The following is a 20,499-nucleotide window of genomic DNA, read 5'->3' on the forward strand; positions in this document are numbered from 1 at the left end:
ATCGGGCGAACCTCGTTCGCTCGGCGTTGTCTGCCCCTGAGCTCCTCGCCGCCCCCGCGGCGGCGGCGCCGCGGCGAGCGGCGTGACACAACGGATGCGGCGCTGGCCCGTCTGACCGAGCACCCGCGCGGTCCGCGGGGAGGGAGAAGAGCATGGGCGAACTCGGGATGGTGTGGGCAAGGCGCGCGCTCCTCGGCGGCGCGCTGCTGCTGGGGCTCTCGGCGGGAGGGCTCGCGTGCAGCAACAGGGAGGCCTCCGAGTCGGCGGCGCCCCCGAGGGTGTCTCCGGCATCGGCCTCGGGGGAGACGACGGACGGGATGCTCGGGGCGCCGGCGGCCGGGGCCAGGCGCGAGGCGCCGCTGGCGGCCGCCGTGCCCGGGGACGGCGCCGGGGTTGCGAAGGGACGCGCGGGCACCGGCGGCCTGCCGGCGCCCGCCGTCGCGCCTCCCGCCGCGGCGGCGGGCGAGGGCGCGGCCAGGGGCGCGGCCCCCGCCGAGGCGGCCCTCGACCCGAACGGCCGCTTCGCCACCACGTACCGGCCCGGCGGCGGCCACCTGGCGGCGTTCGAGTCGGCCGTCGCGCGCGGCATCGTCCCGGCCGGCGAGCGCGAGCTCGTGAGCGACGTCGGCGCCCGGTACGCGCCCGCGATCGACGTCCCGAAGGGCGTGACCCTCGCCCTGCGCACCGACCTCGAGCGGGCGAAGGTCCCGCCGGGCGGCGGCCCGGTGCACGTGCGCGTCGCGCTCCGCTCCACGGCGCAGGCGCCCGCGGCGCGGCCGCACCTGTCGGTGCACCTCGTGCTCGACGTGAGCGGCTCGATGAGCGGCGAGCCGATGGCGCGGGCGCGCGACGCGGCGCAGGCGCTCGTCGACAAGCTCGACGCGAACGACGATTTCTCGCTGGTCACCTTCTCGAGCGACGCCGCGGTGAGGATCCCCGACGGCCCCGTCGGGCCCCGGCGAGCGGCGATCAAGGCCGCGATCGCGGGCATCGCCGAGGGCGGCGGCACCAACATCGGCCGAGGCCTGGAGCTCGGCTACGCGCAGGCCGCCCAGCCGGGCATCCCCGACGGCGCCGTGCGGGTCGTGCTGCTGCTCTCCGACGGGCGCGCGAACGCCGGGATCATGAGCTCGGAGCGGCTCTCGCGGCTCGCGCTCGACGCCTTCCAGGCCGGCGTCCAGACGAGCACGTTCGGGCTCGGCGCCGACTACGACGGCGCGCTGATGAGCGGCATCGCGAGCGACGGGGCCGGCGGGTACTACTACCTGCGCGATCCGGATCAGATCGCCCCGGCGCTCGCGACGGAGCTCGACAAGCGGCTCGATCCGGTGGCGACCGCGGTCGAGCTCCGGGTGCGGCTGAAGCCGGACGTGAAGCTGCTCCAGGTCTACGGCTCGCGCCGGCTGAGCGACGCCGAGGCGGCGCGCGTGCGGGCGATCGAGGTGGCGGCGGACGCGCAGGCGGCGCGGCGCGATCGCATCGCGAAGGACCGCGAGGACGACGCCGAGGGCGGGATGCGGTTCTTCATCCCGGCGTTCTCGCGCGACGACGGCCACGCGCTGCTCTTCAAGCTCGGCCTGCCCGCCGGCGCGGAGGCGCGGACCGTCGCGTCCATCGAGCTCAAGTACAAGGACCGGGTGACCAAGAAGAACGTCGTCGACGAGGCGCCGCTCAAGGTCGCGTACGCGACCGGCGACGCCGACAGCGCCGCGAGCGTCGACCTGTCGGTCGGCAAGACGATCCAGGGCTTCGCCGCCGGCGAGACGCTGGCCGAGGCCGCCCGGCAGATCGCGCTCGGCGACCGTGCCCGCGCCGTCGCGCTGCTCACCGAGCGGGAGGGCATCCTGCGCGCCGCGGCCGGCGCGCTCGGCGAGCCGCTGTTCCTGAAGGACGCGGACCGCCTCGCGCGCCTCCGCAGCCACGCGGGCGCCGCGGACGGCCTGGGCGACCCGCTCGTGCTGGCGATGCTGCTCGAGACCGCCTCGCGGTCGCACCTCCGCTGAGGGCGCATGACGATGGCCACGATGCCCCGAGCGCGGCGAGCCGCCGGCTCCACCGAGGCGCGGACATGACCCAGACCTTCCCTCTCCGGCGCGATCGCGCGGCGCAGCACGTCGACGTGCCGCCGGGCGGCGAGATCGTCCTTCGCGGCAAGCTCGTGTGCTCGACCGACGCGTCGATCGTCGACGCGGCGACGACGACCTGGCCCGCGGGGGCGCCCGGCGGCGCCTCGGTGGACAGCGGCGGGCTCGTCGACTTCGCGCAGGGCGGCTTCCATGTGACGAGCCGCGATCCGGTCACCCACGAGGTCCACGCCATCGCGACCGGCGAGCCGGCGCCCGCGTGCGCGCTCGCGGGCGTCGAGGCCCCGTGCCTGCCGCTCCGGCTCCTGCCGCTCGCGCGCGCGCGGCTCCAGACGGCGCAGGAGCTGAGCAGCTGTCTGCACGGGGGTATCACCGTCGAGGTGCCGGACGCCGTGATCCCGCCCGTCGCGCCCGCGGCCGTTCCCTATGTGCAGGGCGCGGCCGTGCTGGTCGGCGCCTTCGCGCTGGTCGCGGTCGGGTGGGCGGTGCAGCGCCGGCGCGCCCGCTCGCCGCTCGGCCAGCTGATCGGCCTCGCGAACCGCACGCGGGCCAAGCTGAAGGCCGCCGATCCGGTCGTGGCCGCGCCGCTCCTGCCCGCGGTGGACGCCGCGCTGGGCGCGCTGAAGCGGCGGCGCGTGGACGCCGCCTCGGCCGAGGGCAAGCGGGTCGCGGAGGTGCTGCGGCGGGTGGAGATGCGCCTCGACGCGTCGGCCCTGGAGGCGCGCGCCGACCGGGAGCAGCAGGCGGCGGACGAGATGGTCCGCGAGATCGAGAGCGCGCTCGAGGCGGTCGACGAGGTGGGAGGCGCGCGGCGCGAGCGGGCGTGAGGCGCGCCGGCGCCATTCACGACGGCTCGCGCTCCAGGTTCTCGCGCAGCTTACGCAGCCCGTCGCGCGCTCGGCCGCTCATCACGCGGCGCAGGAGGGGGACCACGAGCCAGCGAAACCACCACCGCTGATTGCGGCTGACCATGCGCCACTCGACGCGCGTCTCGTCGTCGGAGAGCGCCGCGAAGTCCACGCTCATGCGGGGCAAGAGGAAGCCCTCACCTTCGGTCAGCAGACGCTCCCCGACGCGCGCCTCCTTCACCTCGACGTCGATCGTGCCGGTGCGCCCGAAGGGCATGCGCACGGTCTCCCGGTAGCGCTTGCCGAGTTGCCCGTGCTCCAGCGTGTCGAGCTCGCGCATGGCTGCGACGCCCGGGAACCAGGCCGGGAAGTTCTCCATGTTGGACACGTACGCGAACGTCTCGTGCAGGGGCCGGCGGATCTCCACCGAGCCCTGCGCCAAAAGCTCCGGCTGCGCGCCGCTCACGAGCGCCTCCTCGGTGCCGCCTTCATCTCCATCGGCCTGAGCAAGCTCTGCTCCACGCTCCGGCGCATCGCGCGGACGTAACGCGGCCGGGACCAGCTCCGCTCCTCGATGAGATCCTGCCAGTTCCCAATCGACAGGATGGTGGCCAGGAAGTCCGCCGCATCCGACGCCGACCATTCGTCGGCCAACGCGCCTTCGGCCTGGAGCCGCGCCACGAAGCCCGCGCAGACGGCCGTGAAACCGCGCATGCGGTCGCGCCACGCGAGCTCCGCGTCCTCGTCCGTGGCCCGTGCCGCCTGCATGGCCCGCGCCACGTCCGTGATGTGGGCGACGTAGCCCGCCCACGCACCGATGAACTCGGAGAGGATCGCGCGCGCGTCGGGGGCGCGCTCGCACTTTCGGACCAGGTCGGCGAACCCATGCACCTCGTCGACGTAACGCACCAGCGCGACCAAGAGCTGGGTCCTGGTCTCGAAGTGCAGATAGACCGCTTGGCGCGACACCCCGGCCGCCGACGCGATCTCCGCCATCGAGACGCCGCGACGCCCCGGCTCGGTCACCAGCCGGCGCGCGGCCTCGAGGATCACGGCGCGGGTTTCCCCGTCCTTGCTTGACATGGTGTCAACTTGGGGCATAGTTTACACTGTGTCAAGTTCGACGGGCGCGCCGCCGTCACGGTGCCGCCGTCACGATTCGCGCGGGCGACCGCGAAGGGCTCGGGGACTCTGGCGCTGGCTAGAGCGCAGAATAGGTTGAGCCGTCATTGATTCTCGGCGCTCATGCGGCCTCCGCTCTCCAGGCGGTGGAGCATGGACACGCTCAGCGATCCCCGGTATGGTCGAACCATGAGAGCCGCCCGACGGGAACGGTATGGCACGCCGTCCGTCATTCGGATCGAAGACGTGGCAGCGCCCACGCCGGCCGATGACGAGATATTGGTTCGGGTCCACGCGGCGACGGTGAGCCGCACCGACTGTGCCTTGCTCTCGGCCAGCCCGTTCCTCATGCGGTTCATGACCGGCCTTCGCAGGCCCAAGAGCAAGGCGCTCGGCACCGACTTCGCGGGGCGGGTGGAGGCGATCGGCTCGCGCGTGCGCAGCTTTGCGGTCGGCGACGACGTCTGGGGAATCAACGATCTTGGGGCTGGGTCTCACGCAGAGTACCTGGTCATCTCCGCAGACGACTCGGTCGCGCGCATGCCTGCCGGCCTGAGCTTCGAAGAGGCCGCAGCCTCCATCGAGGGCGCCTGGTATGCTTACAGCATCACCCAGCGAGCGGCCCTCGAGAAGGACCGCCGCGTGCTGATCAACGGGGCCACCGGGGCGATCGGATCCGCGCTCCTGCAGATCTGCGTCTACCTGGGCGCCTCCGTGACCGCGGTGGGAAACACCAAGAACCTGGAGCTGTTGAAGTCGCTCGGGGCGGCCAGGGTCATCGACTACGAACGAGAAGACTTCACCCAGGACGACCAGGTCTATGACTACGTGTTCGACGCGGTCGGAAAGAGCACATTCGGCGCCTGCAAGCGCCTGTTGACGCCCCGGGGTGTGTACGTTTCCTCGGAGCCCGGACCTGGCTGGCAGAATCCATTCCTGGCGCTCCTCACGCCCGTGCTCGGCCGACAGTGGGTCGTGTTCCCGATACCCATCGACCGAAAGGTGTTTCTCGAGGTGATGGGCCGGCTCGTTACGGAGGGGCATTTCCGGCCCGTCATCGACCGAACCGTCTCCCTGGATGCGGTCCAGGAGGCCTACGCCTACGTCGCGTCTGGACAGAAGACGGGCAGCGTGGTGCTGAAGCTCGCGGCGTAGTAGCGCTGGGAGGAAATCCAAATGCCTGATCTCCACTTCCGCCATGCCCACCCCGAGGACGCGGCCCGCCTCCAGGCCATCCGTCGCGCCGCCTTTGCGCCCGTGTTCGCGTCGTTCCGCGCGATCCTCGGCGAGGAGATCTACGAGCTGGCGCAGCGGCGGACAGACGAAGCGCAGGAGGGGCTGCTGACGTCGCTGATGGCGGCCGGCTCGGGCTGGGAGGTGTACGTGGCGCAATCCGGCGACGAGGTCGCCGGCTTCGTGGCGCTCCAGCTCAATGCGGAGACGCTCGTCGGCGAGATCGGCCTCAATGCCGTCGACCCCGCGCAGGCCGGAAAGGGCATCGGCACGGCGATGTACGAGTTCGCGGTGGCGCGCATGAAGCAGGCAGGGATGCGGGTCGCCACCGTCGGCACCGGCGGCGACCCGAGCCACGCCCCGGCGCGACGCGCGTACCGGAAGGCGGGGTTCGACGTCGAGATCTCCAGCGTGTGGATGTGCCGCAAGCTCTGAGCTGGCCCGCATCCCGTCCGCTGCACGACAGGACCGCGATCGCTGCGCGCGCGGACCGGCCAACCGTGACGGCGTCGTTCAGCGGATCGGCCCGGCGACCTTCGGCGGCGAGGCGGGAGCGGCCTCCGCGGCGGGCTCGAGCCGCGCGCAGCCGCCGTCGTCGAAGGGGCCGATCGCCGGCTCACCCTTGACGAACGCCGAGACGCGGCGCATCCGCTCGACGAACGCCGCCTCCGTCTCGGCGCGCCGCGGGTCGGCCGCGAGCGGGACGGTCCCGAGGCCCTCGCTGCGCACGGGGCAGATCTCGGCGAGGGGCGGCGCGCCACGCCGAAGGCGCAGGCGCGCGAGCATCCCGAGCTCGACCGCGGGGCCGGTCCGCTTCACCTTCATGATGAAGTTGCCGAGGCTGTAGAAGATGGGCCGGCCGCGGCGGAGCTCGATGCCCTGGAGCACGTGCGGGTGATGGCCGAGGAAGGCGTCGGCGCCGGCGTCGATGGCGGCGGCAGCGAGCGCGCGCGCCGGGGGCAGCGGGGTATCCAGGTACTCGGTCCCGCCGTGGTAGCTCACCACGACGGCGTCCACGCCGGGCTGCTTGCGCGCGGCGCGCACCGCGGCGGCGAGCCCGTCCCGCTCCGCGGCCGCGACGAACTCCCGCGCCGGGTGCTCCCAGAGCGAGCCCTGGTTCCAGATGCCGGTCACGGCGAGCACCGCGACGCGGAAGCCGCGGCGCTCGACGACGACCGGCGCGTACGCCTTCTGCCGCGTCCGGCCGGCGCCCACGTAGGCGACGCCCGCGCGCTCCAGGTGGCCGAGCGTCTCGAGGAACGCCTTCTTGCCGTAATCCCACATGTGGTTGTTCGCGAGCGACACCACGCTGATGCCGGCGCGCGCGAGCGCCTCCGCGCCGGCCGGCGGGCCCGTGAACACGAGCGGCTGGAGCCGGTGCTGGGTCTCCCCGCCCTGGTCGCTGAGCTGGTTCTCGAGGTTGACGAAGCGCACGTCGGCGGAGGCGAACAGCGCCGCGACCGGGGCGAACGGATCGTGCGCCGGGTTGCGGAGCAGCTCCTGGCCGAGCGCCTTGCCGAGGCAGACGTCGCCGCCCGCGATGAGCGTGATCGCGTCGGCCGGCGCGGCGGGGGCGGCGGCGGGCGCGGCGGAGGCGGCGGCGGGCGCGGCGGAGGCGGCGGGCGTGTCGCGAGGCGCCGCGACGTCGCGGGGCGCGACCGCCGCGACGGCGGGCGGCGGGGCGAGACCGGCGCCCACGTTCGCGGGCCGCTCGCAGCCGATCTGCGCGGCCGCGGCGCACATCGCGAGGAAGAAAGGGGCGGAGCGCATCTCGAGCGGCTTCTCGGCGCGCATTATCCACGGGCGCGCGGCCGCGCCCAACAATCCGGGCGCGCGGACCTCCCCGGGCAGGGGCCGCTCAGCCCGGCGAAACGCAGGTGCAGCCATCGGGTCGCCGCCCTCGCCGCCTCGCCGCCTCGCCGCCGTCGCCGCCCTCGCCGCCTCGCCGCCTCGCCGCCTCGCCGCCGTCGCCGCCGTCGCCGCCGTCGTGCGCGCCGCGGCGATCCCGGTGGCCGGCGCCCGCGAGCGCGCCCATGCTGCGGCCGAGGTGACCATGCAGCGGGAGCAGCTCCTCGTGGCGCAGGGCGCCGAGCGCGGCGCGGGCGCCGAGCCCGGCGCGGCGGGCCGCGTGGCCGGGCTGGCGGGCGTGGTGCTGTGCGGCGGGCAGAGCCGCCGGATGGGGCGCCCCAAGGCGTGGCTGCCGTTCGGGGGCGAGGCGCTCCTCCAGCGGGTCGTGCGGCGCCTCGGCGAGGCGGCCTGGCCCATCGCGGTGGTCGCGGCGCCGGGGCAGGCGCTGCCGCCGCTGCCGGACGGGGTGCTGCTCGTGCGCGATCCGGTGGAGGGCCGCGGGCCGATGCAGGGCATCGCCGCCGGGCTCGACGCGGTCGCGCCGCTCGCCGAGCGGGCGGTGGTCACCTCGACCGACGCCCCCTTCCTGCACCCCGCCTTCGTGCGGCGCCTCGCGGAGCTCCAGGCGGGCGGCCATGCCATCGCGGTGCCGCAGGCGGACGGGCGCCATCACCCGCTCGCCGCGGTGTACGCCATCGCGGTGCGCGCCGAAGCGGCGGCCCTGCTCGCGGAGGACCAGCTGCGGCTGACCTCCCTGTTCGCGCGGGCGCGCACGCTGGTCGCCGGGCCGGAGCTGCTGCTCGAGGATCCCGCGCTCCGCGCCGCCGATCCGGGGCTGCGCTCGCTGCGCAACGTGAACACACCCGAGGAGTACGCGGCGGCCCTGCGCGAGCTCTCCGGCGCGGAGGGTGCGGGGTGACGCGCGCGCCTCCGCCCCGGCGCGGCGGGCGCCGCTCCGCCGGCTATCTCCGCTGCGGCGCCGGGGCGCTCGCCCCCGCCGCGCCGCCGGGATCGCCCCGCGCGATCAGGACCCGCTGCTCGCCGTGCCTGGGCAGGATCACCCGATCCGGCCCGAGCCCGCGCGCCGCCATGACGCGCCGGAGCTCGCGGGGCGCCTGGCCGAACGTGTCGGTGCTGTTGATGAAGGTGTCGAAATGGATGGCCATCATCCGCCGCGCCCCGAGGTCGAAGAAGGCCTGGACCGCCTCCGCCGGGTCGACGTGCTTGGACTCCATGAAATCGCGCGGCCCCACCGGCGCGATCGGCATGAGGGCCAGATCGATGGCGGGAAACCGCGCGCGCGTGTCGACGAAGAGAGCGCGATCATAGGCGGTATCGCCGCCGAAATAGACCGTGACCCCGTGGTACTCGACGACATAGCCCGTGAAGCTCTCGGTCATCCAGTCCCGGTCGAGCCCGTAACGGTACCCGGAGTGCCGCACCGGAACCGCCGTGATCTTCAGATCGCCTTGTCGCCATGTCGTCCAGGTCGGGACCTCGACGGAGGCAAAGCGGTAGTTGGGCACGTAGACGAGCCCGCCCCGGGGCACGAGCAGCGTCCGGACCTTCGGCTCGATCATGGATAGCGAGCCGAGCGAGAGGTGGTCCAGGTGCATGTGCGAGATGAGGACCGCGTCGATGGGCGGCAGCTCCTCCGGATCGAGCCCCGGCTCGACGAGGCGTGGCACCATGAGACCCACGGTCGACGTGAAGACGGGATCGGTCAGGATGAGCTTGTCGTCGATCTGCACGAGCACGGTCGCGTGCCCGACCCAGAGGACGGCGAGCCGCGCCTCGGGCCGGTAAGGCGCGCGCACCTTGTCCGGCACGGGCCTCGGGGCCGCGAACAGCCGGGCGACGTTGCTCTGGAGGATGCGCGCGGGCACGCTGCACGAGAGGCCCGCGAGCGCGAGGAGCGCCGCGACGAGCAGGCGAGCTGGCGTCGAGGAGGGGCGAGGAGCCATGCGCGGCGTCAGAAATAGCGAATGCTGAGCGTGATCGTGGTCGATCGCAAGGCGGCCGTCGGCGTGTAGCTCACCTGGGCGCCCAGGGCGCCGAAGAGGGTATAGACCCCCGCCTCGTACGAGGCGCCGAGCCGCTCGCGCGCGTAGATCGCCGAGCCGCCGAGCGAGAAGGACATGTAATCCCCCCGGTGGAGGAGCGGGAAATAGGCGCGGACGCCGCCCCGGAAGATCCAGCGCTCTCCGAACGCGCCCGGACGGGCGATGTACTCGGGAGAGCCGAAGAGCTCGAGCGAGCCGGCGTGGCGCGTGAGCGGCTCCACGACGAACGCGCGCCACGGCGAGAGCTTGCGGTTCATCCCGAACGAGTAAAGGAGCGGGGTCACCTGCCAGCGGACCCCGAAATGCGCCTCGCCGGGGCCAATCCACAGCTCGGGGCTCGGCACGAGCTGGACGAGGAGCCAGGGCACGGTGAGGCGGATGTCGGGCTCCGTGGCGGCCGCCGCCGCGGCGGCCTGGCGCGGGCCTCCCGGCGCCGCGGCGGCGACGGCCTCGCGCGGTCCGTCCGGCGCCGCGCCCGCGGGGTGCGGCCCGCCGAGGAGGGCGGCGCAGGCGGCCAGCGCAGGGGCGCGGCGTCGTGCGGAGCGGCGCGATCGGGGCATGTCGCGGCTACGGCGCTGCGCCGTACACCCTGCCGAGCTGCTTGTACAGGAACCGCGCCGCGTGCTCTCCGTACGGCGTCTGCGCGGCGTACACGTCGGGCGACGCTACCGGCGCGTCCGCCGCGAGCGCGCCCGGCCGGCCGAGCCGGCCGAGATCCTCGGCGAGCGCCTCCATCGAGGCATACCGGTTCTCCGGCCGCTTGCGCAGGCATTTCAGGATCACCGCCTCGAGCGACCTCGCCGCCGGGCTCGCGCCCAGGTGGGGCGGCGGGGGCGGCGTCATGAGCTGATTGGCCAGCACCATGGCCTCCTCCATGGCCGACGAGAGCGCCGGGGAGGAGCCCCGCGTGATGCTGAAGGGGAGCCGGCCGGAGAACATCCGGTACATGAGCACGCCAAAGCCGTAGACGTCCGTGCGCGCGTCGGGCGGGTCGCTGATGGTCTGTTCCGGCGCCATGTACTCCAGGGTGCCGACGGTCACCCCGGCCTGGGTGAGCCCCGAGTGCTCGTACAGCTTGGCAAAGCCGAAGTCGACGACCTTGGCCGCCCAGGCGTCGCCCTTCTCGCCCACGAGGAACACGTTGGCGGGCTTCACGTCGCGGTGGACGATCCCCGCGCGGTGCGCCGCGCCGAGGCCCGCGGCGGCCTGCAGGAGGATGGGGACGCCGGCCTCCGGCGACAGCCGCTTCTCGCGCAGGAGCAGCGAGCTCAGCGACTCTCCGAAGAGGAACTCCATGACGAGGTACGGAGACCCTTCGTGAAGGCCGATGTCGAGGACCTCGACGATGTTCGGGTGCACCACCGTGGCCGCGGCCTTGGCCTCGAGGAGGAACCGCGCCTTCACCTTGGGCTCGCGGCGGAGCCTCGGCTCCAGGAGCTTCAGCGCGACCGGCGCGCCGCCCTGCGTGTCCTCGGCCAGGAACACCTGCGCCATGCCGCCGCTGCCGATCAGCCCCCGCACCCGGTACCGATCGGCGATGACGGCGCCCGCGTGCTCGGTGGGCTTCGCCCGGATCCGCCGGATGTCGAGGCTCTGGACCAGCCTCTCCCCGTCGTGCGGGCAGAAGCGGTGGTCGTCCGCGTACCGCCGGTGGCAGCGAGGGCACAGCATGGAGGTCCCGTTCCGGGCATAGCCCCACCGCGGCCCTCTTTGCAAGGCCCCACCTCCCGCGCCGCGGGGCAACCTCGCGTTACGGCGCGTCACCGCGCGTTACGCCGCGTTCGGCGCGTTACCGCGCGTCACGGCCTCACGGCGCGGCGGCAGCGCCTCCCGGCGCGGCGACCGCGCTCACGACGCGCGCGGCGCCGCCGACGGGAGCTTCGCCGCGGGCTCGTTGATCCGGACCGTCTCGACGCGGCCGAAGTCGTCCAGATCGTGCGTGACGCCCGAGATGCGCCAGCCCGGGCACCGCCGGGGCAGCCCGTCGAGCCGATCGACGAACGAGCTCACCCACGCCTCGACGCTGTCCGGGCGCTCGGCGGGCGAGAGCGCGAGCGCCCTGGCGAACGCGTCGTCGACCTCCGGCGGCGTCCCCGGGAGGAGCGACGAGACCGGCGGCGGGGCGGCGCGCGAGAAGCTCGACAGGACCGTGAGGAGCTCCTCTCCGCCGGCGACGCGCCGCCCGGTGAGCGCCTGATAGGCGACCGCCGCGAAGGAGTAGATATCGCAGCGCGCGTCCACCGGCCTGCCGCTCGCCTGCTCGGGCGCCATGTAGAACGGCGTTCCCAGGAACACGCCCGTCGACGTCGTGAAGGCGTCGGCGGACATCTCCTTGGCGATGCCGAAATCGAGGATCTTCACGCGGAAGCCGCCCGGAGACGTCGACGGGACCAGGTAAATGTTCTCCGGCTTCACGTCGCGATGCACGAGCCCCGCCGCGTGCGCGGCCCCGAGCGCCGACGCCCCCTCGCGCAGCAGGAGCGCGACCTGAGGCGGCGTCCCGGGCCCGTTGTGCCGCATGGCGTGCGCGAGATTGCAGCCGTCCAGCCACTCCATCACGATGTAGCGCGAGCCGTCCTCGAGCTCGCCCGAGTCGTACACCTCGACGACCGACGGGTGCTGGATGCGCGCGACGAGGCGCGCCTCCCGCTCGAAGCGCGCGCGCACGTCGTCGTTGTGGAAGTGCTCTGTCCGGATGGCCTTGATGGCGACCTTGCGCCCGAGCCGCTCGTCGTGGGCCTGGAACACGCGGCCCATGCCGCCTTCGGCGACGACCCGGGTCAGGCGATATCGCCCCGCGATGCGGTAAGGGAACGGCCGCGGCATGCTCAGCGGGGCGCCGTCGTCGCTGCACTGCTGCGCGTTCTGGTCGTAGCAGCGGTGGCAGCTCGGGCACATGTGCAGGACGTCGATCCCGCGGCCCACCATGTCCTCGAGGGTCGCCCTCCGCCGCTCCGCCGCGCTGGCGAGCTCCTTGCGCAGGCGCGACAGCTCGAGCGCGCTGCCGAGGTGGTGAGCGAACGAGTCGACGAGGCGCCTCGTCGTGTCGCTCCACGCGACCCTGCTCCCGACGACGACCAGGGCGCCGTGGATGTCGCCCGACAGGCCGACGACGGGGACCACGACGTCCGACGACCTCGGGAGCAAGCTCCTCGCGAGCGCGGCGCTCCGGAGCTCCTCGGCCGACGGGGCCTCGGTGGCGGTCTCGGTGAGGCTGACCATCCGCTGCTCGTCGGCCTTCCACACCGCGACCTCGCGCGCCCCGATGGCCTCCGCGACCTGCGCCGCGGCGGCGGACGACCAGGTCGCCACGTCGTCGAGCGCCTGCGCCGAGGAGGCGACGAGCTCCGCGAGCTTGTCCTGCTCCTCCGCGAGCTGGCGCGCGAAGTACTGCACCGCGGCGTAGGCGATGGCCGACACCGTGAGGATGTTCATCGCGAAGAAGCAGGCGATGAGGGCCGGGGCCGTGGGCGGCGCGTGCGCCGCGAGCAGGGGATCCACGGCGCCGGCGAGCACCACGAGGAGCGCGTAGGCGGTGAACCACGGGATGGACGCGCGCGACCCGTGAAACAGCAAGAAGGTCAGCGGCGCGAGGAGCGCCCACAGGACGACGCCGCTCGAGGCGACGAACCCGCCCCGGCTCGCGTGCATGAGGAACGGCAGCACGAAGATGAGCAGCGCCTGGCGGAAGCGAAAGCCCGAGAACGCCTTGGTCCGGGCGAAGTGGACAAGGCTGAGGACGGTGCAAACCACGTAGCCGAGCGGGATCGCCGCCGAGCGGACATCCCCGCTCGCCGCATAGGCGATCGCCCAGACGGGGCACGCGCCCGCCTTGAGCGCGGCCGTGACCGTGAGAATCACCTTGTGCTGGCGCAGCCCCGGATCGTCCCCTGGCTTCAGCCCGATCCGAGCGATGGCCTCCGAAAACATCGTTCTGAGCGAGTGTACGACATCGTCCCCGAGGGGCGTCGAGCAATCGGACCCGCACGCGCGACGGGGTTGAATACACCCAAATTGGAATGTTTCTCTTCCTGAAGGGACCGTTCCGGCTGAAAGGGGCCGCCCTCTCGCGTGGGCCGCGGCGGCGATCGAGCGGTGCATCGAGCCCTGCGCGACTGGCCTCGACCCGTGTCTGCGGGTCGCTCGTGTCGCCGGCGATGACGCCTACGTGAAGGCGTTCGCGGGTGCCTATGGCGGGCCTCCCGGCGAGGAGCCCTTGCGCCAGGCCATCGCCAGCTTCGTCCGTTCATCTGCGCGCGCCCTCGGTCGGATCGCGGCGACCTCTCCGCGTCCGGCGCGACGGCCGCGCCGGGGCTTCCCTTGGGGCGCTCTGGCCGGATAGCTATAGATCCCCAACCGCGATCACGGGCAACCGCTACCTTGGGCTCCGTGGCAGCGGAGCCCGCAGAAGGAGGATCCTACCATGGCCGCCAGAGCGTTCGAGCCCAAGTTCATGAAGATGAGCGTCCTCACCGCCGCCCTCCAGGAGCTGACTCCCCGGGAGGCGCGGGACGCGGACCCCGACCGGGCCATCGAGGACTGGCTGCAGTTTGCCCGCGAGCTGGACGTGGAGAACATCCAGCTCTCCGCGGCCCTGCACCCGACCGAGAGCGACGTGCCCGCCGAGGCCATGCTGGACCCGGTGGCCAACACCCTCGACCTGCGCAAGCCCCTCGACAGGAAGCGCGCGGACCGCGTGCTCGCCGCCATGAAGGAGGCGCGCATCGGCATCACCGACGTCGCCTACTTCGACAACCTGCTCACCGACGATGACGCCAACCGGAAGAAGAAGCACGACTTCATGGTCAAAGCCATGGACGCGGCGGTCCTCCTGGGCGCGAGGGCGGTGTGTGGCTTCGTGGGCCGGAACATCAAGCTCAGCATGGACCAGAACCTGGTCATGTTCGAGAAGGAGTTCGTCCCGCTCCTCAAGGCGGCCAAGGACCGCGGCTTGCAGTACCGGGTGGAGCAGTGTCCCATGCCCGGCTGGAACCCCACGGATCTCTGGGTCAACAACATCGCACACGTGCCCGGGGCCTGGATCGCCCTCCACCGGATCGCCGAGAAGCACGGGGTGGGGGACCAGCTCCGCATCCACTACGATCCTTCCCACGCCATCCTCATGGGGCAGGACACCCGCTCCGTCTTCCAGTACCTCAAGGACGCAGGTTACGCCTTCCTCATCGCCGGCTTCCACGTGAAGGGCCAGGTGATCGATGCCAAGGGCGTGGCGGCCTGGGGCTACCAGGGCCAGGTGATGCAGCGCGGCGACTGGAAGCAGGGCGAGGTCTCCGGCGACGCGTCCGACCTCGTCAACGCCTGGAAGAAGCAGGTGGCCTACAGCATGCACGAGCTGCCGGGCACGGCCAGGCACGACCCGCTCGGCTACCTCCAGAACCGCACCGTGGACTGGCTCGACCACCAGCTGGCCGCCCGCGAGCTGCTCGAGCTCGACGTCGCCAACACCCCCCTCGTGGTCGAGCACGAGTTCCCGCCGGCGCGCGTACAGGACAAGGAGAAGCTGAAGCCCATCCTCAAGGGCTCCCTCGCGTTCACGCGCAAGATCGACGAGGCCGCGGCCTGCATGTTCGCGCTGCAGAACGAGGTCATGCCGGCCCAGGGCATCCCGGTGCAGGGCTTCGGGCGGCAGGCGTACAGGACTTGAAGATTCGCCGGGAGCTGCCGGCCCTCGGTCCTCAGAGACAGCTTCTCGGGACGCAGTCGTTCATTCCTGGTGGAAGAGCGGCCCGCGAGGCCACGACGAAGAGCCGAGCGCCAAGGACGAAGAACCCTCGAAGAATCGAAACCAAGGAAAGGTCCTTCCCATGTCCGACATCACCAAGCGACGTCTCCGGGCCGGCATCGTCGGCGGCGGCGCCGGGGCGTTCATCGGCTCGGTGCACCGCATCGCGGCCCAGCTCGACAGCCAGGCCCTCGTGGTGGCCGGCGCCATGTCCTCCGACCCGGCCAGGGCCAAGGCCAGCGCCGAGGCGTGGTACCTCGATCGCTCTTACGACGACTTCCGCACGATGGCGGTGGAGGAGGCCAAGCACCCCCACGGCATCGATTTCGTCATCATCGCCACGCCCAACCACATGCACTTCCCCGTGGCCAAGGCCTTCCTCGAGGCCGGCGTCCACGTGGTGTGCGACAAGCCCCTCGCCTACAACCTGGAGGAGGCCCAGGAACTCGCCACGCTCGTGGAGAAGAGCAAGCTCGTCTTCGGCCTCACCCACAACTACACCGGCTATCCCGCCGTGCGGCAGGCGCGCGAGATGGTCCAAAAGGGCGAGATCGGCGAGATCCGCAAGGTGCTCGTGGAGTACATCCAGGACTGGCTGATGGACCCCATCGAGCAGACCGGCCAGAAGCAGGCGGCCTGGCGCACGGACCCGGCCCGCTCCGGCGTCTCCAACTGCGTGGGCGACATCGGCACCCACGGCGAGAACCTGCTGGAATACATCACCGGGCTCAAGATCACGTCCCTGTGCGCCGATCTCACCTCCTTCGTCCCGGGCCGCACCCTCGACGACGACGCCAACATGCTGCTGCGCCTCGAGAACGGCGGCAAGGGAGTCCTCACCTGCTCTCAGGTGGCCTGCGGCGAGGAGAACAACCTGAACATCCGCATTTACGGCACCAAGGCGGGCCTGGAATGGCACCAGCAGAACCCGAACTACCTCGTCGTGAAGCCGAAGGGCAAGGGATGGGAGACCTGGGGACGCGGCCAGGGCTACATGGGCGAAGCCGCCAAGGAGTGCACCCGCACGCCCTCGGGCCATCCCGAGGGCTACCTGGAGGCCTTCGCGACGATCTACAAGAACGTCTGCGCAGACATCCGCCGGGCGAAGTCCGGGCAGGCGCCCCAGGGCGGCTATCCCACGGTCCACGACGGCGTCCGGGGTATCCAGTTCGTCGTCAAGGCGGTGGAGAGCTCCAGGAAGGGCGCGATCTGGGTTGATCTGTAGACGGAAATACCCCGGTGGGCACCGCCCCAGCGAGGATTTTCTCGATCGCTCCCTTCGCTCCCGCCCGGGAGCTCGGCTGTCCGACCTTCACCGAGCGCCGCTCGACGAGGTGGCGCCCGGGGTCATTCCACGCCTCCCTCAGCCCACCGGCCGCTCCCCCGCCTCCAGATCGAGCTCCGCCAGCCTCCCCACGAGCGGATCGTCCGTGCCGAGCTGCTCGAACGTCACCGGATCGCTCTTCTCGAGCGCCGCCAAGAGCTGGCCCAGCCCGCGCCGCGAACCGTAGTAGTTCGACATCTCGTGATCCTCCTCGGTGATGCAGGCGCGCACCGTGCTGCGGGAGACCTCCGGGAGCCGCAGCGCCTTGAGCGCCATCGACCACAGGCCGTCGATGAAGTTCTGATCCGCGGGGAACTCCAGGAGACCGGCCATCGTGAGGAGGATGGCGCAGCGCTGGCCCCGCGGCGTCGACAGGGCCTCTCCGCCCGAGAGATAGCCGAGATCGAAGGCGCGGCGCATCGCGTCGGCCGCGCAGAGCACGCGCTTCAGCTCCTGGGCCGCGTGGCTCAGGTGGCTGTGGAACATGACCTCGACCGAGAGGCCGCCGAGCGCGTCCTTGGTCTCCTGATAGCGGGTGACCGCCGGGAGCCGCCCGAGATCCTGCTGCGCGGCCTTGCCGGTGGGCACGTCGTGCGGCGGCTCGCGGTGGCTGTAAAAGCCGCCGGACTGGAAGACATAATAGAGCTCGCTGTGGCCCGCGAGCCCGGCCCAGATATCGGAGTACTGCGCCACGCGATTGAGGCTGCCCGCCGCCCAGTTGAGGCCCGCCGCGGCGTCTCCGCTGATCTGCGACGCGCTCACCCCCGGGTCGCGCGGCGTCATCGACGCATCCATGTCCTCGGCGATCTCCGTGAGCTGGAAGTCGAGGAAGCCGTCGTAATAATCCGCGCGCCCGTCCCGGTTCACGTCGGAGTAGCGGGCGACGACGAGCGGGTGCGAGGGCCCGACGAACTGCGAGAACCCGGGGACCTGCGCCTGCGGGTGGTGCCACTGCGCCTCCCGGATGCGCGCGTCGAGCTCGGCGTGCGACGCGCGCTCGCTCATCCCGCGCAGCGCGGCGACGAAGCAATCGAGCCCCTCGGAGGAGCTGACCGCCCCGTCCGACCCGACCCGGAAATACGTCGAGTCCCACGATGAATAGATGTCCGCGTCAGGGAACATCTGGGAGATGGCAAAGCGCGTGGTGAGCCCCGCGCATTGCGAGTTCATCATCAGCTTGTAGCCCTCCTGCCGCACCTTCACCGCGGCCGCGCGGAGATCGAAGGCGCCGAGCTGGGCGTGACGGTTGATGAGCAGCCCGATGAAGAACGTCATCCCCATCTCGAGGTTCTCGTCGCGCGGCGTGGCCGTGCGCGCAAAGACGCGGATGGGCTCGCCGGCGGGCGTCTTGAACGGGGCCTCGAAGGCGCGGTAAGGGCTCCAGCCGCTCGGCGACGGGGGCGCCTCGGGCGGGAGCGGGATCTGCGTGAAGCCGTACTTCGAAACGAGGATACGGCACTCGCCCTCGTGGAACTCCGGGGCGCTGCAGATGGCGAAGCTCCACGGGCCCGTGAGCTCGTCGTAGGGCGGCGCCTCGCGGAGCAGCCCGCGCACGAGCCCCTGCGCGCGCTCCTGCTGGGCCGCCGTGAGCGCCGGGGCGCGCAGCTGGAGCAGGTGAATCGCGTGGGCGCGCAGCGCCGGCCGGGCCGTCTCGTCGCCCGCCTCCTTCTCGATCAGCGCGAAGATCTCCTCGGCGGCGCGCTCGGCGACCGGCGCGAAGCCGCGGTCGTCCAGCGACGTCGCGATGAGGTGCGACAGGACGGTCACCGCCGCCGAGCGGAGGGTCGCGGCCCCGACCGGATCGCGCTTCGCCTCCTCGCCGCCCACGGCCGCCACCTCGATCGCCGCCCGCGCCTGATCGAGCAGCGCCATGCCCCGGCCCGCCGAGAGCCGCTCCTTGCGCACCGGCTCCTCCGGATGGAACGCGCTCGGCGGGAAGAGCTGGGTGAAGGTGCTCGTCCGCCGCGACGAGATCCACCGGGCGGCGGTGACGAGGGCGTCCCGGGCGGCGGTCCCGTCGGGGCCGAGGGCCGGGCTCGTGCTGAACACCCCGACCGGCAGGAGCCAGAGCGGCGCGGCGCCCTCGCGCCCGGCGGTCAGGTCGAGCGGGGCCGCCTGCGACGCCACGCCCTGATCCGGGACGACCTCGACCGTCGAGACGGACACGGCCTGGAGCCGCCGGCGCACCGGCGTGCGCCCCGGAAAGATCACGAGCACCGCATCGCCCTCGCGCTCCCGGAGCGCCGTGAGGCTCTCGGCGGGCACCGGCGCCTGGAGCGAGATGGCATAGTCGCTGTCGCTCGTCGCCGTCGCCAGCAGGTGAATGCCCGGCGTGGATTTGCGCTCTTCGAACGCCGACGGCGCGGCCGGTCCGACGGCGTCCACCGTGCCAGGCAGGTCGACGATCCCGCGGGGGGAACGGATCCGGACGATGACTTCGGTAGGCATTGCCTCTCTCCTAAGAAGGTGAGAGAGCGTCACCCTGTTCAGGAGCGCGGCGCAACAGGAATCCGACCCTGCCCGAACGCCGTCTCAACGCGTCACGACAGCAGTCAGGACACGCCGTACGCGCGGTCTTCGGGTGTTTCCTTCAAGGCATCTCCGGATGATCCGTAGTTGGCTCGCGCACCTCGGCGCGCGCCGGCGCGCCCGTGTCGCTCGGCGCGGTCACGGCCGGCGCGACGAGGCGCGGCGCCTCCTCGGCCCGGGAGGTCGAACAGCGCAGCAGCGACAGGCCTGCTCCTGCGGCGATGAGCACGCCGGCGGCGAAGAGCGTGAGCCCCGCGCCCTTCGCGGCGCGCGCCCTCGCCGGCGGGGCGGCCGCGCCGGCGTCGAGGAGCGCGGCGGCGCCGCCGGCCGCGGGCGGCGCGGAGGGCGCCGCGCCGCCTTGCGCCTCCAGGGCGGCCGCCGCGGCGCGGCGCGCGGACATCGGAGCGCTCGACGGCGGCGCCGGCAGGAGGCTGCCCGCGCGCAGCGTCGCCGTCGACGCCTCCCCGTCCAGATCGGCGGCGCCGGTCGAGAGCGCGTCGCTGATGCGGGCGCCCGGGTCGCTGAGGCGGGCGCTCGGGGCGAGCGCGTCGCTGCTCTCCGGCTCCCTCGGCGCCGCGGGGGGGCCGAAGGGGCGGAGCGCGACGCCCGCGTAGCGCGCGAGCAGCGCGCCGACCTCGCGGAGATCCGCGGGGCGCTGCGCGCGGTCCGGGCGCAGCATGCGATCGATCATCGCCGCGACGTCGGCGGGCAGCGCGGGCGCGATCTCCCCGATCGGCCGGATCGCGCCGGTCAGGATCCGCTTCAGCACCTTGCCCATGTTCTCGGCCTCGGTGGGCCGGACCGAGGTGAGGCACTCGTAGAGGATGACGCCGAGCGACCAGAGGTCGGTGCGGTGATCGACGTCGTGCTCGCCGAGGATCTGCTCGGGCGACATGTAATAGGGGGTTCCGAGCATCTCGCCGGTCCCGGTGCGCCCCGAGGTCCAGCCGGTCACGCCGTGCGCCGTCGTGAGCTTGGCGATGCCGAAGTCGAGCACCCTGACCCGAGCGCCCGCGTCGTCGTCCGGGACGCAGGGCGCCGGCGCGACGCAGCAGCTCTCGTCGGCGGCGCCGGCGCCGGGGCCCTCCCCGGGCGCGCCCGGCGGCGCGGCCACGTCGGGCGCGAGCAGGAAGATGTTGTCGGGCTTGAGATCGCGGTGGACGATGCCCAGGGCGTGCGCGGTGCCGACCGCCGAGATGACCGGCAGCAGGATGCGCGACAGCTCGGGGAGGGGGATCTGCGCCTCGCGCACGAGCCTGTCGCGGAGCGACTCCCCCTCGAGCAGGTCCATCACGAGGAACGGGGTCCCGTTGTCGAGCTCCAGCACGTCGTGGATGGACGGCACGCTCGGGTGATCGACCGCGGCGGCCACGCGCGCCTCCCGGAGCAGGCGCCGGCGGGTCGAGGCGTCCTCCGTCGCGCCGGGACGCAGCAGCTTCAAGGCGACACGCTCGCCGCTCGCGAGGTGGGTGGCGGCCCAGATGACCCCCATGCCTCCCTCGGCCAGCTGGCGATCGACCCGATAGCGACTCGCCACCAGGGCGCCCGGGACCAGGTTGTTGGTCACGCGGAGACAGGATACCACGCGCCGCCCGCGCGGCCGGCGCCGCGCGCCTCGGACGCGATAACGCCGCTCACGTCGGACAAATATGCGAGAGACGCAGCGGGCTTGTTCGAGAGGCGCAGCGCCCGTGTGCGCTGCTGT

Annotated in this window: 16 protein-coding genes; 7 read left to right on the forward strand and 9 right to left on the reverse strand. The window is 72.7% G+C overall.

Annotated elements, in window-relative coordinates:
• The first annotated feature begins 152 nt into the window (after window positions 1-152).
• Window positions 153-2,003, forward strand: coding sequence for a vWA domain-containing protein (locus WME83_RS52100; RefSeq protein ID WP_437317167.1), 1,851 nt, complete (start codon window positions 153-155; stop codon window positions 2,001-2,003).
• 65 nt (window positions 2,004-2,068) lie between these two features.
• A complete protein-coding gene (locus WME83_RS52105) occupies window positions 2,069-2,911 on the forward strand; it encodes a hypothetical protein (RefSeq protein ID WP_437317168.1) in 843 nt (280 codons plus the stop codon).
• Between the two features lie 16 nt (window positions 2,912-2,927).
• Here WME83_RS52105 and WME83_RS52110 read toward each other — a convergent pair whose 3' ends face one another.
• Both WME83_RS52110 and WME83_RS52115 read right to left on the reverse strand, forming a co-directional pair.
• The gene (locus tag WME83_RS52110; RefSeq protein ID WP_437317169.1) at window positions 2,928-3,398 is read right to left on the reverse strand and encodes an SRPBCC family protein; all 471 of its coding nucleotides are present in this window, start codon (window positions 3,396-3,398) and stop codon (window positions 2,928-2,930) included.
• Entirely contained in the window at window positions 3,395-3,985 is a 591-nt protein-coding gene (locus tag WME83_RS52115; protein ID WP_437317170.1) for a TetR/AcrR family transcriptional regulator, read from the reverse strand. Before WME83_RS52115 ends, WME83_RS52110 begins: the two co-directional genes overlap by 4 nt.
• A 258-nt stretch (window positions 3,986-4,243) precedes the next feature.
• On the opposite strand from WME83_RS52115, the gene WME83_RS52120 reads away from it, so the two are divergent.
• Window positions 4,244-5,209 (forward strand): NAD(P)-dependent alcohol dehydrogenase, encoded by a 966-nt coding sequence (locus WME83_RS52120; RefSeq protein WP_437322142.1) that lies wholly within the window; start codon window positions 4,244-4,246, stop codon window positions 5,207-5,209.
• A 21-nt stretch (window positions 5,210-5,230) separates the two neighbouring features.
• On the forward strand, window positions 5,231-5,722 hold the full coding sequence (locus WME83_RS52125; protein ID WP_437317171.1) for an N-acetyltransferase family protein: 492 nt from the start codon (window positions 5,231-5,233) through the stop codon (window positions 5,720-5,722).
• A gap of 78 nt (window positions 5,723-5,800) precedes the next feature.
• On the opposite strand, the gene WME83_RS52130 is transcribed toward WME83_RS52125, so the two are convergent.
• The gene (locus tag WME83_RS52130; RefSeq protein WP_437317172.1) at window positions 5,801-7,057 is read right to left on the reverse strand and encodes a CapA family protein; all 1,257 of its coding nucleotides are present in this window, start codon (window positions 7,055-7,057) and stop codon (window positions 5,801-5,803) included.
• A 217-nt stretch (window positions 7,058-7,274) separates the two neighbouring features.
• On the opposite strand from WME83_RS52130, the gene mobA reads away from it, so the two are divergent.
• Window positions 7,275-8,054: a molybdenum cofactor guanylyltransferase gene (gene mobA, locus WME83_RS52135; protein ID WP_437317173.1), complete on the forward strand. Its 780-nt coding sequence runs from the start codon at window positions 7,275-7,277 to the stop codon at window positions 8,052-8,054.
• Window positions 8,055-8,097: 43 nt separating this feature from the next.
• Here mobA and WME83_RS52140 read toward each other — a convergent pair whose 3' ends face one another.
• The 4 genes from WME83_RS52140 to WME83_RS52155 all read right to left on the reverse strand — a co-directional run bounded on the left by WME83_RS52140 (window position 8,098) and on the right by WME83_RS52155 (window position 13,128).
• Window positions 8,098-9,099: an MBL fold metallo-hydrolase gene (locus WME83_RS52140; protein ID WP_437317174.1), complete on the reverse strand. Its 1,002-nt coding sequence runs from the start codon at window positions 9,097-9,099 to the stop codon at window positions 8,098-8,100.
• Between the two features lie 8 nt (window positions 9,100-9,107).
• The gene (locus tag WME83_RS52145) at window positions 9,108-9,758 is read right to left on the reverse strand and encodes a hypothetical protein (protein WP_437317175.1); all 651 of its coding nucleotides are present in this window, start codon (window positions 9,756-9,758) and stop codon (window positions 9,108-9,110) included.
• 7 nt (window positions 9,759-9,765) lie between these two features.
• Window positions 9,766-10,869: a serine/threonine-protein kinase gene (locus WME83_RS52150; RefSeq protein ID WP_437317176.1), complete on the reverse strand. Its 1,104-nt coding sequence runs from the start codon at window positions 10,867-10,869 to the stop codon at window positions 9,766-9,768.
• 177 nt (window positions 10,870-11,046) lie between these two features.
• Window positions 11,047-13,128: a serine/threonine-protein kinase gene (locus tag WME83_RS52155; protein WP_437317177.1), complete on the reverse strand. Its 2,082-nt coding sequence runs from the start codon at window positions 13,126-13,128 to the stop codon at window positions 11,047-11,049.
• 493 nt (window positions 13,129-13,621) lie between these two features.
• On the opposite strand from WME83_RS52155, the gene WME83_RS52160 reads away from it, so the two are divergent.
• Window positions 13,622-14,863, forward strand: a complete 1,242-nt coding sequence (locus WME83_RS52160; RefSeq protein ID WP_437317178.1) for a sugar phosphate isomerase/epimerase family protein — start codon at window positions 13,622-13,624, stop codon at window positions 14,861-14,863.
• A 160-nt stretch (window positions 14,864-15,023) separates the two neighbouring features.
• Window positions 15,024-16,166: a Gfo/Idh/MocA family protein gene (locus tag WME83_RS52165; protein WP_437317179.1), complete on the forward strand. Its 1,143-nt coding sequence runs from the start codon at window positions 15,024-15,026 to the stop codon at window positions 16,164-16,166.
• A gap of 138 nt (window positions 16,167-16,304) precedes the next feature.
• Here the strand turns inward: WME83_RS52165 and WME83_RS52170 are convergent, their stop codons facing one another.
• Together WME83_RS52170 and WME83_RS52175 are read right to left on the reverse strand one after the other, a co-directional pair.
• Complete coding sequence (locus tag WME83_RS52170; protein WP_437317180.1) at window positions 16,305-18,713, reverse strand: hypothetical protein; 2,409 nt, start codon at window positions 18,711-18,713, stop codon at window positions 16,305-16,307.
• 142 nt (window positions 18,714-18,855) lie between these two features.
• Window positions 18,856-20,361: a serine/threonine-protein kinase gene (locus tag WME83_RS52175; RefSeq protein WP_437317181.1), complete on the reverse strand. Its 1,506-nt coding sequence runs from the start codon at window positions 20,359-20,361 to the stop codon at window positions 18,856-18,858.
• Window positions 20,362-20,499: the final 138 nt, after the last annotated feature.

The organism is Sorangium sp. So ce385 (genome assembly GCF_051474135.1).
Classification (GTDB): domain Bacteria; phylum Myxococcota_A; class Polyangia; order Polyangiales; family Polyangiaceae; genus Sorangium; species Sorangium cellulosum_D.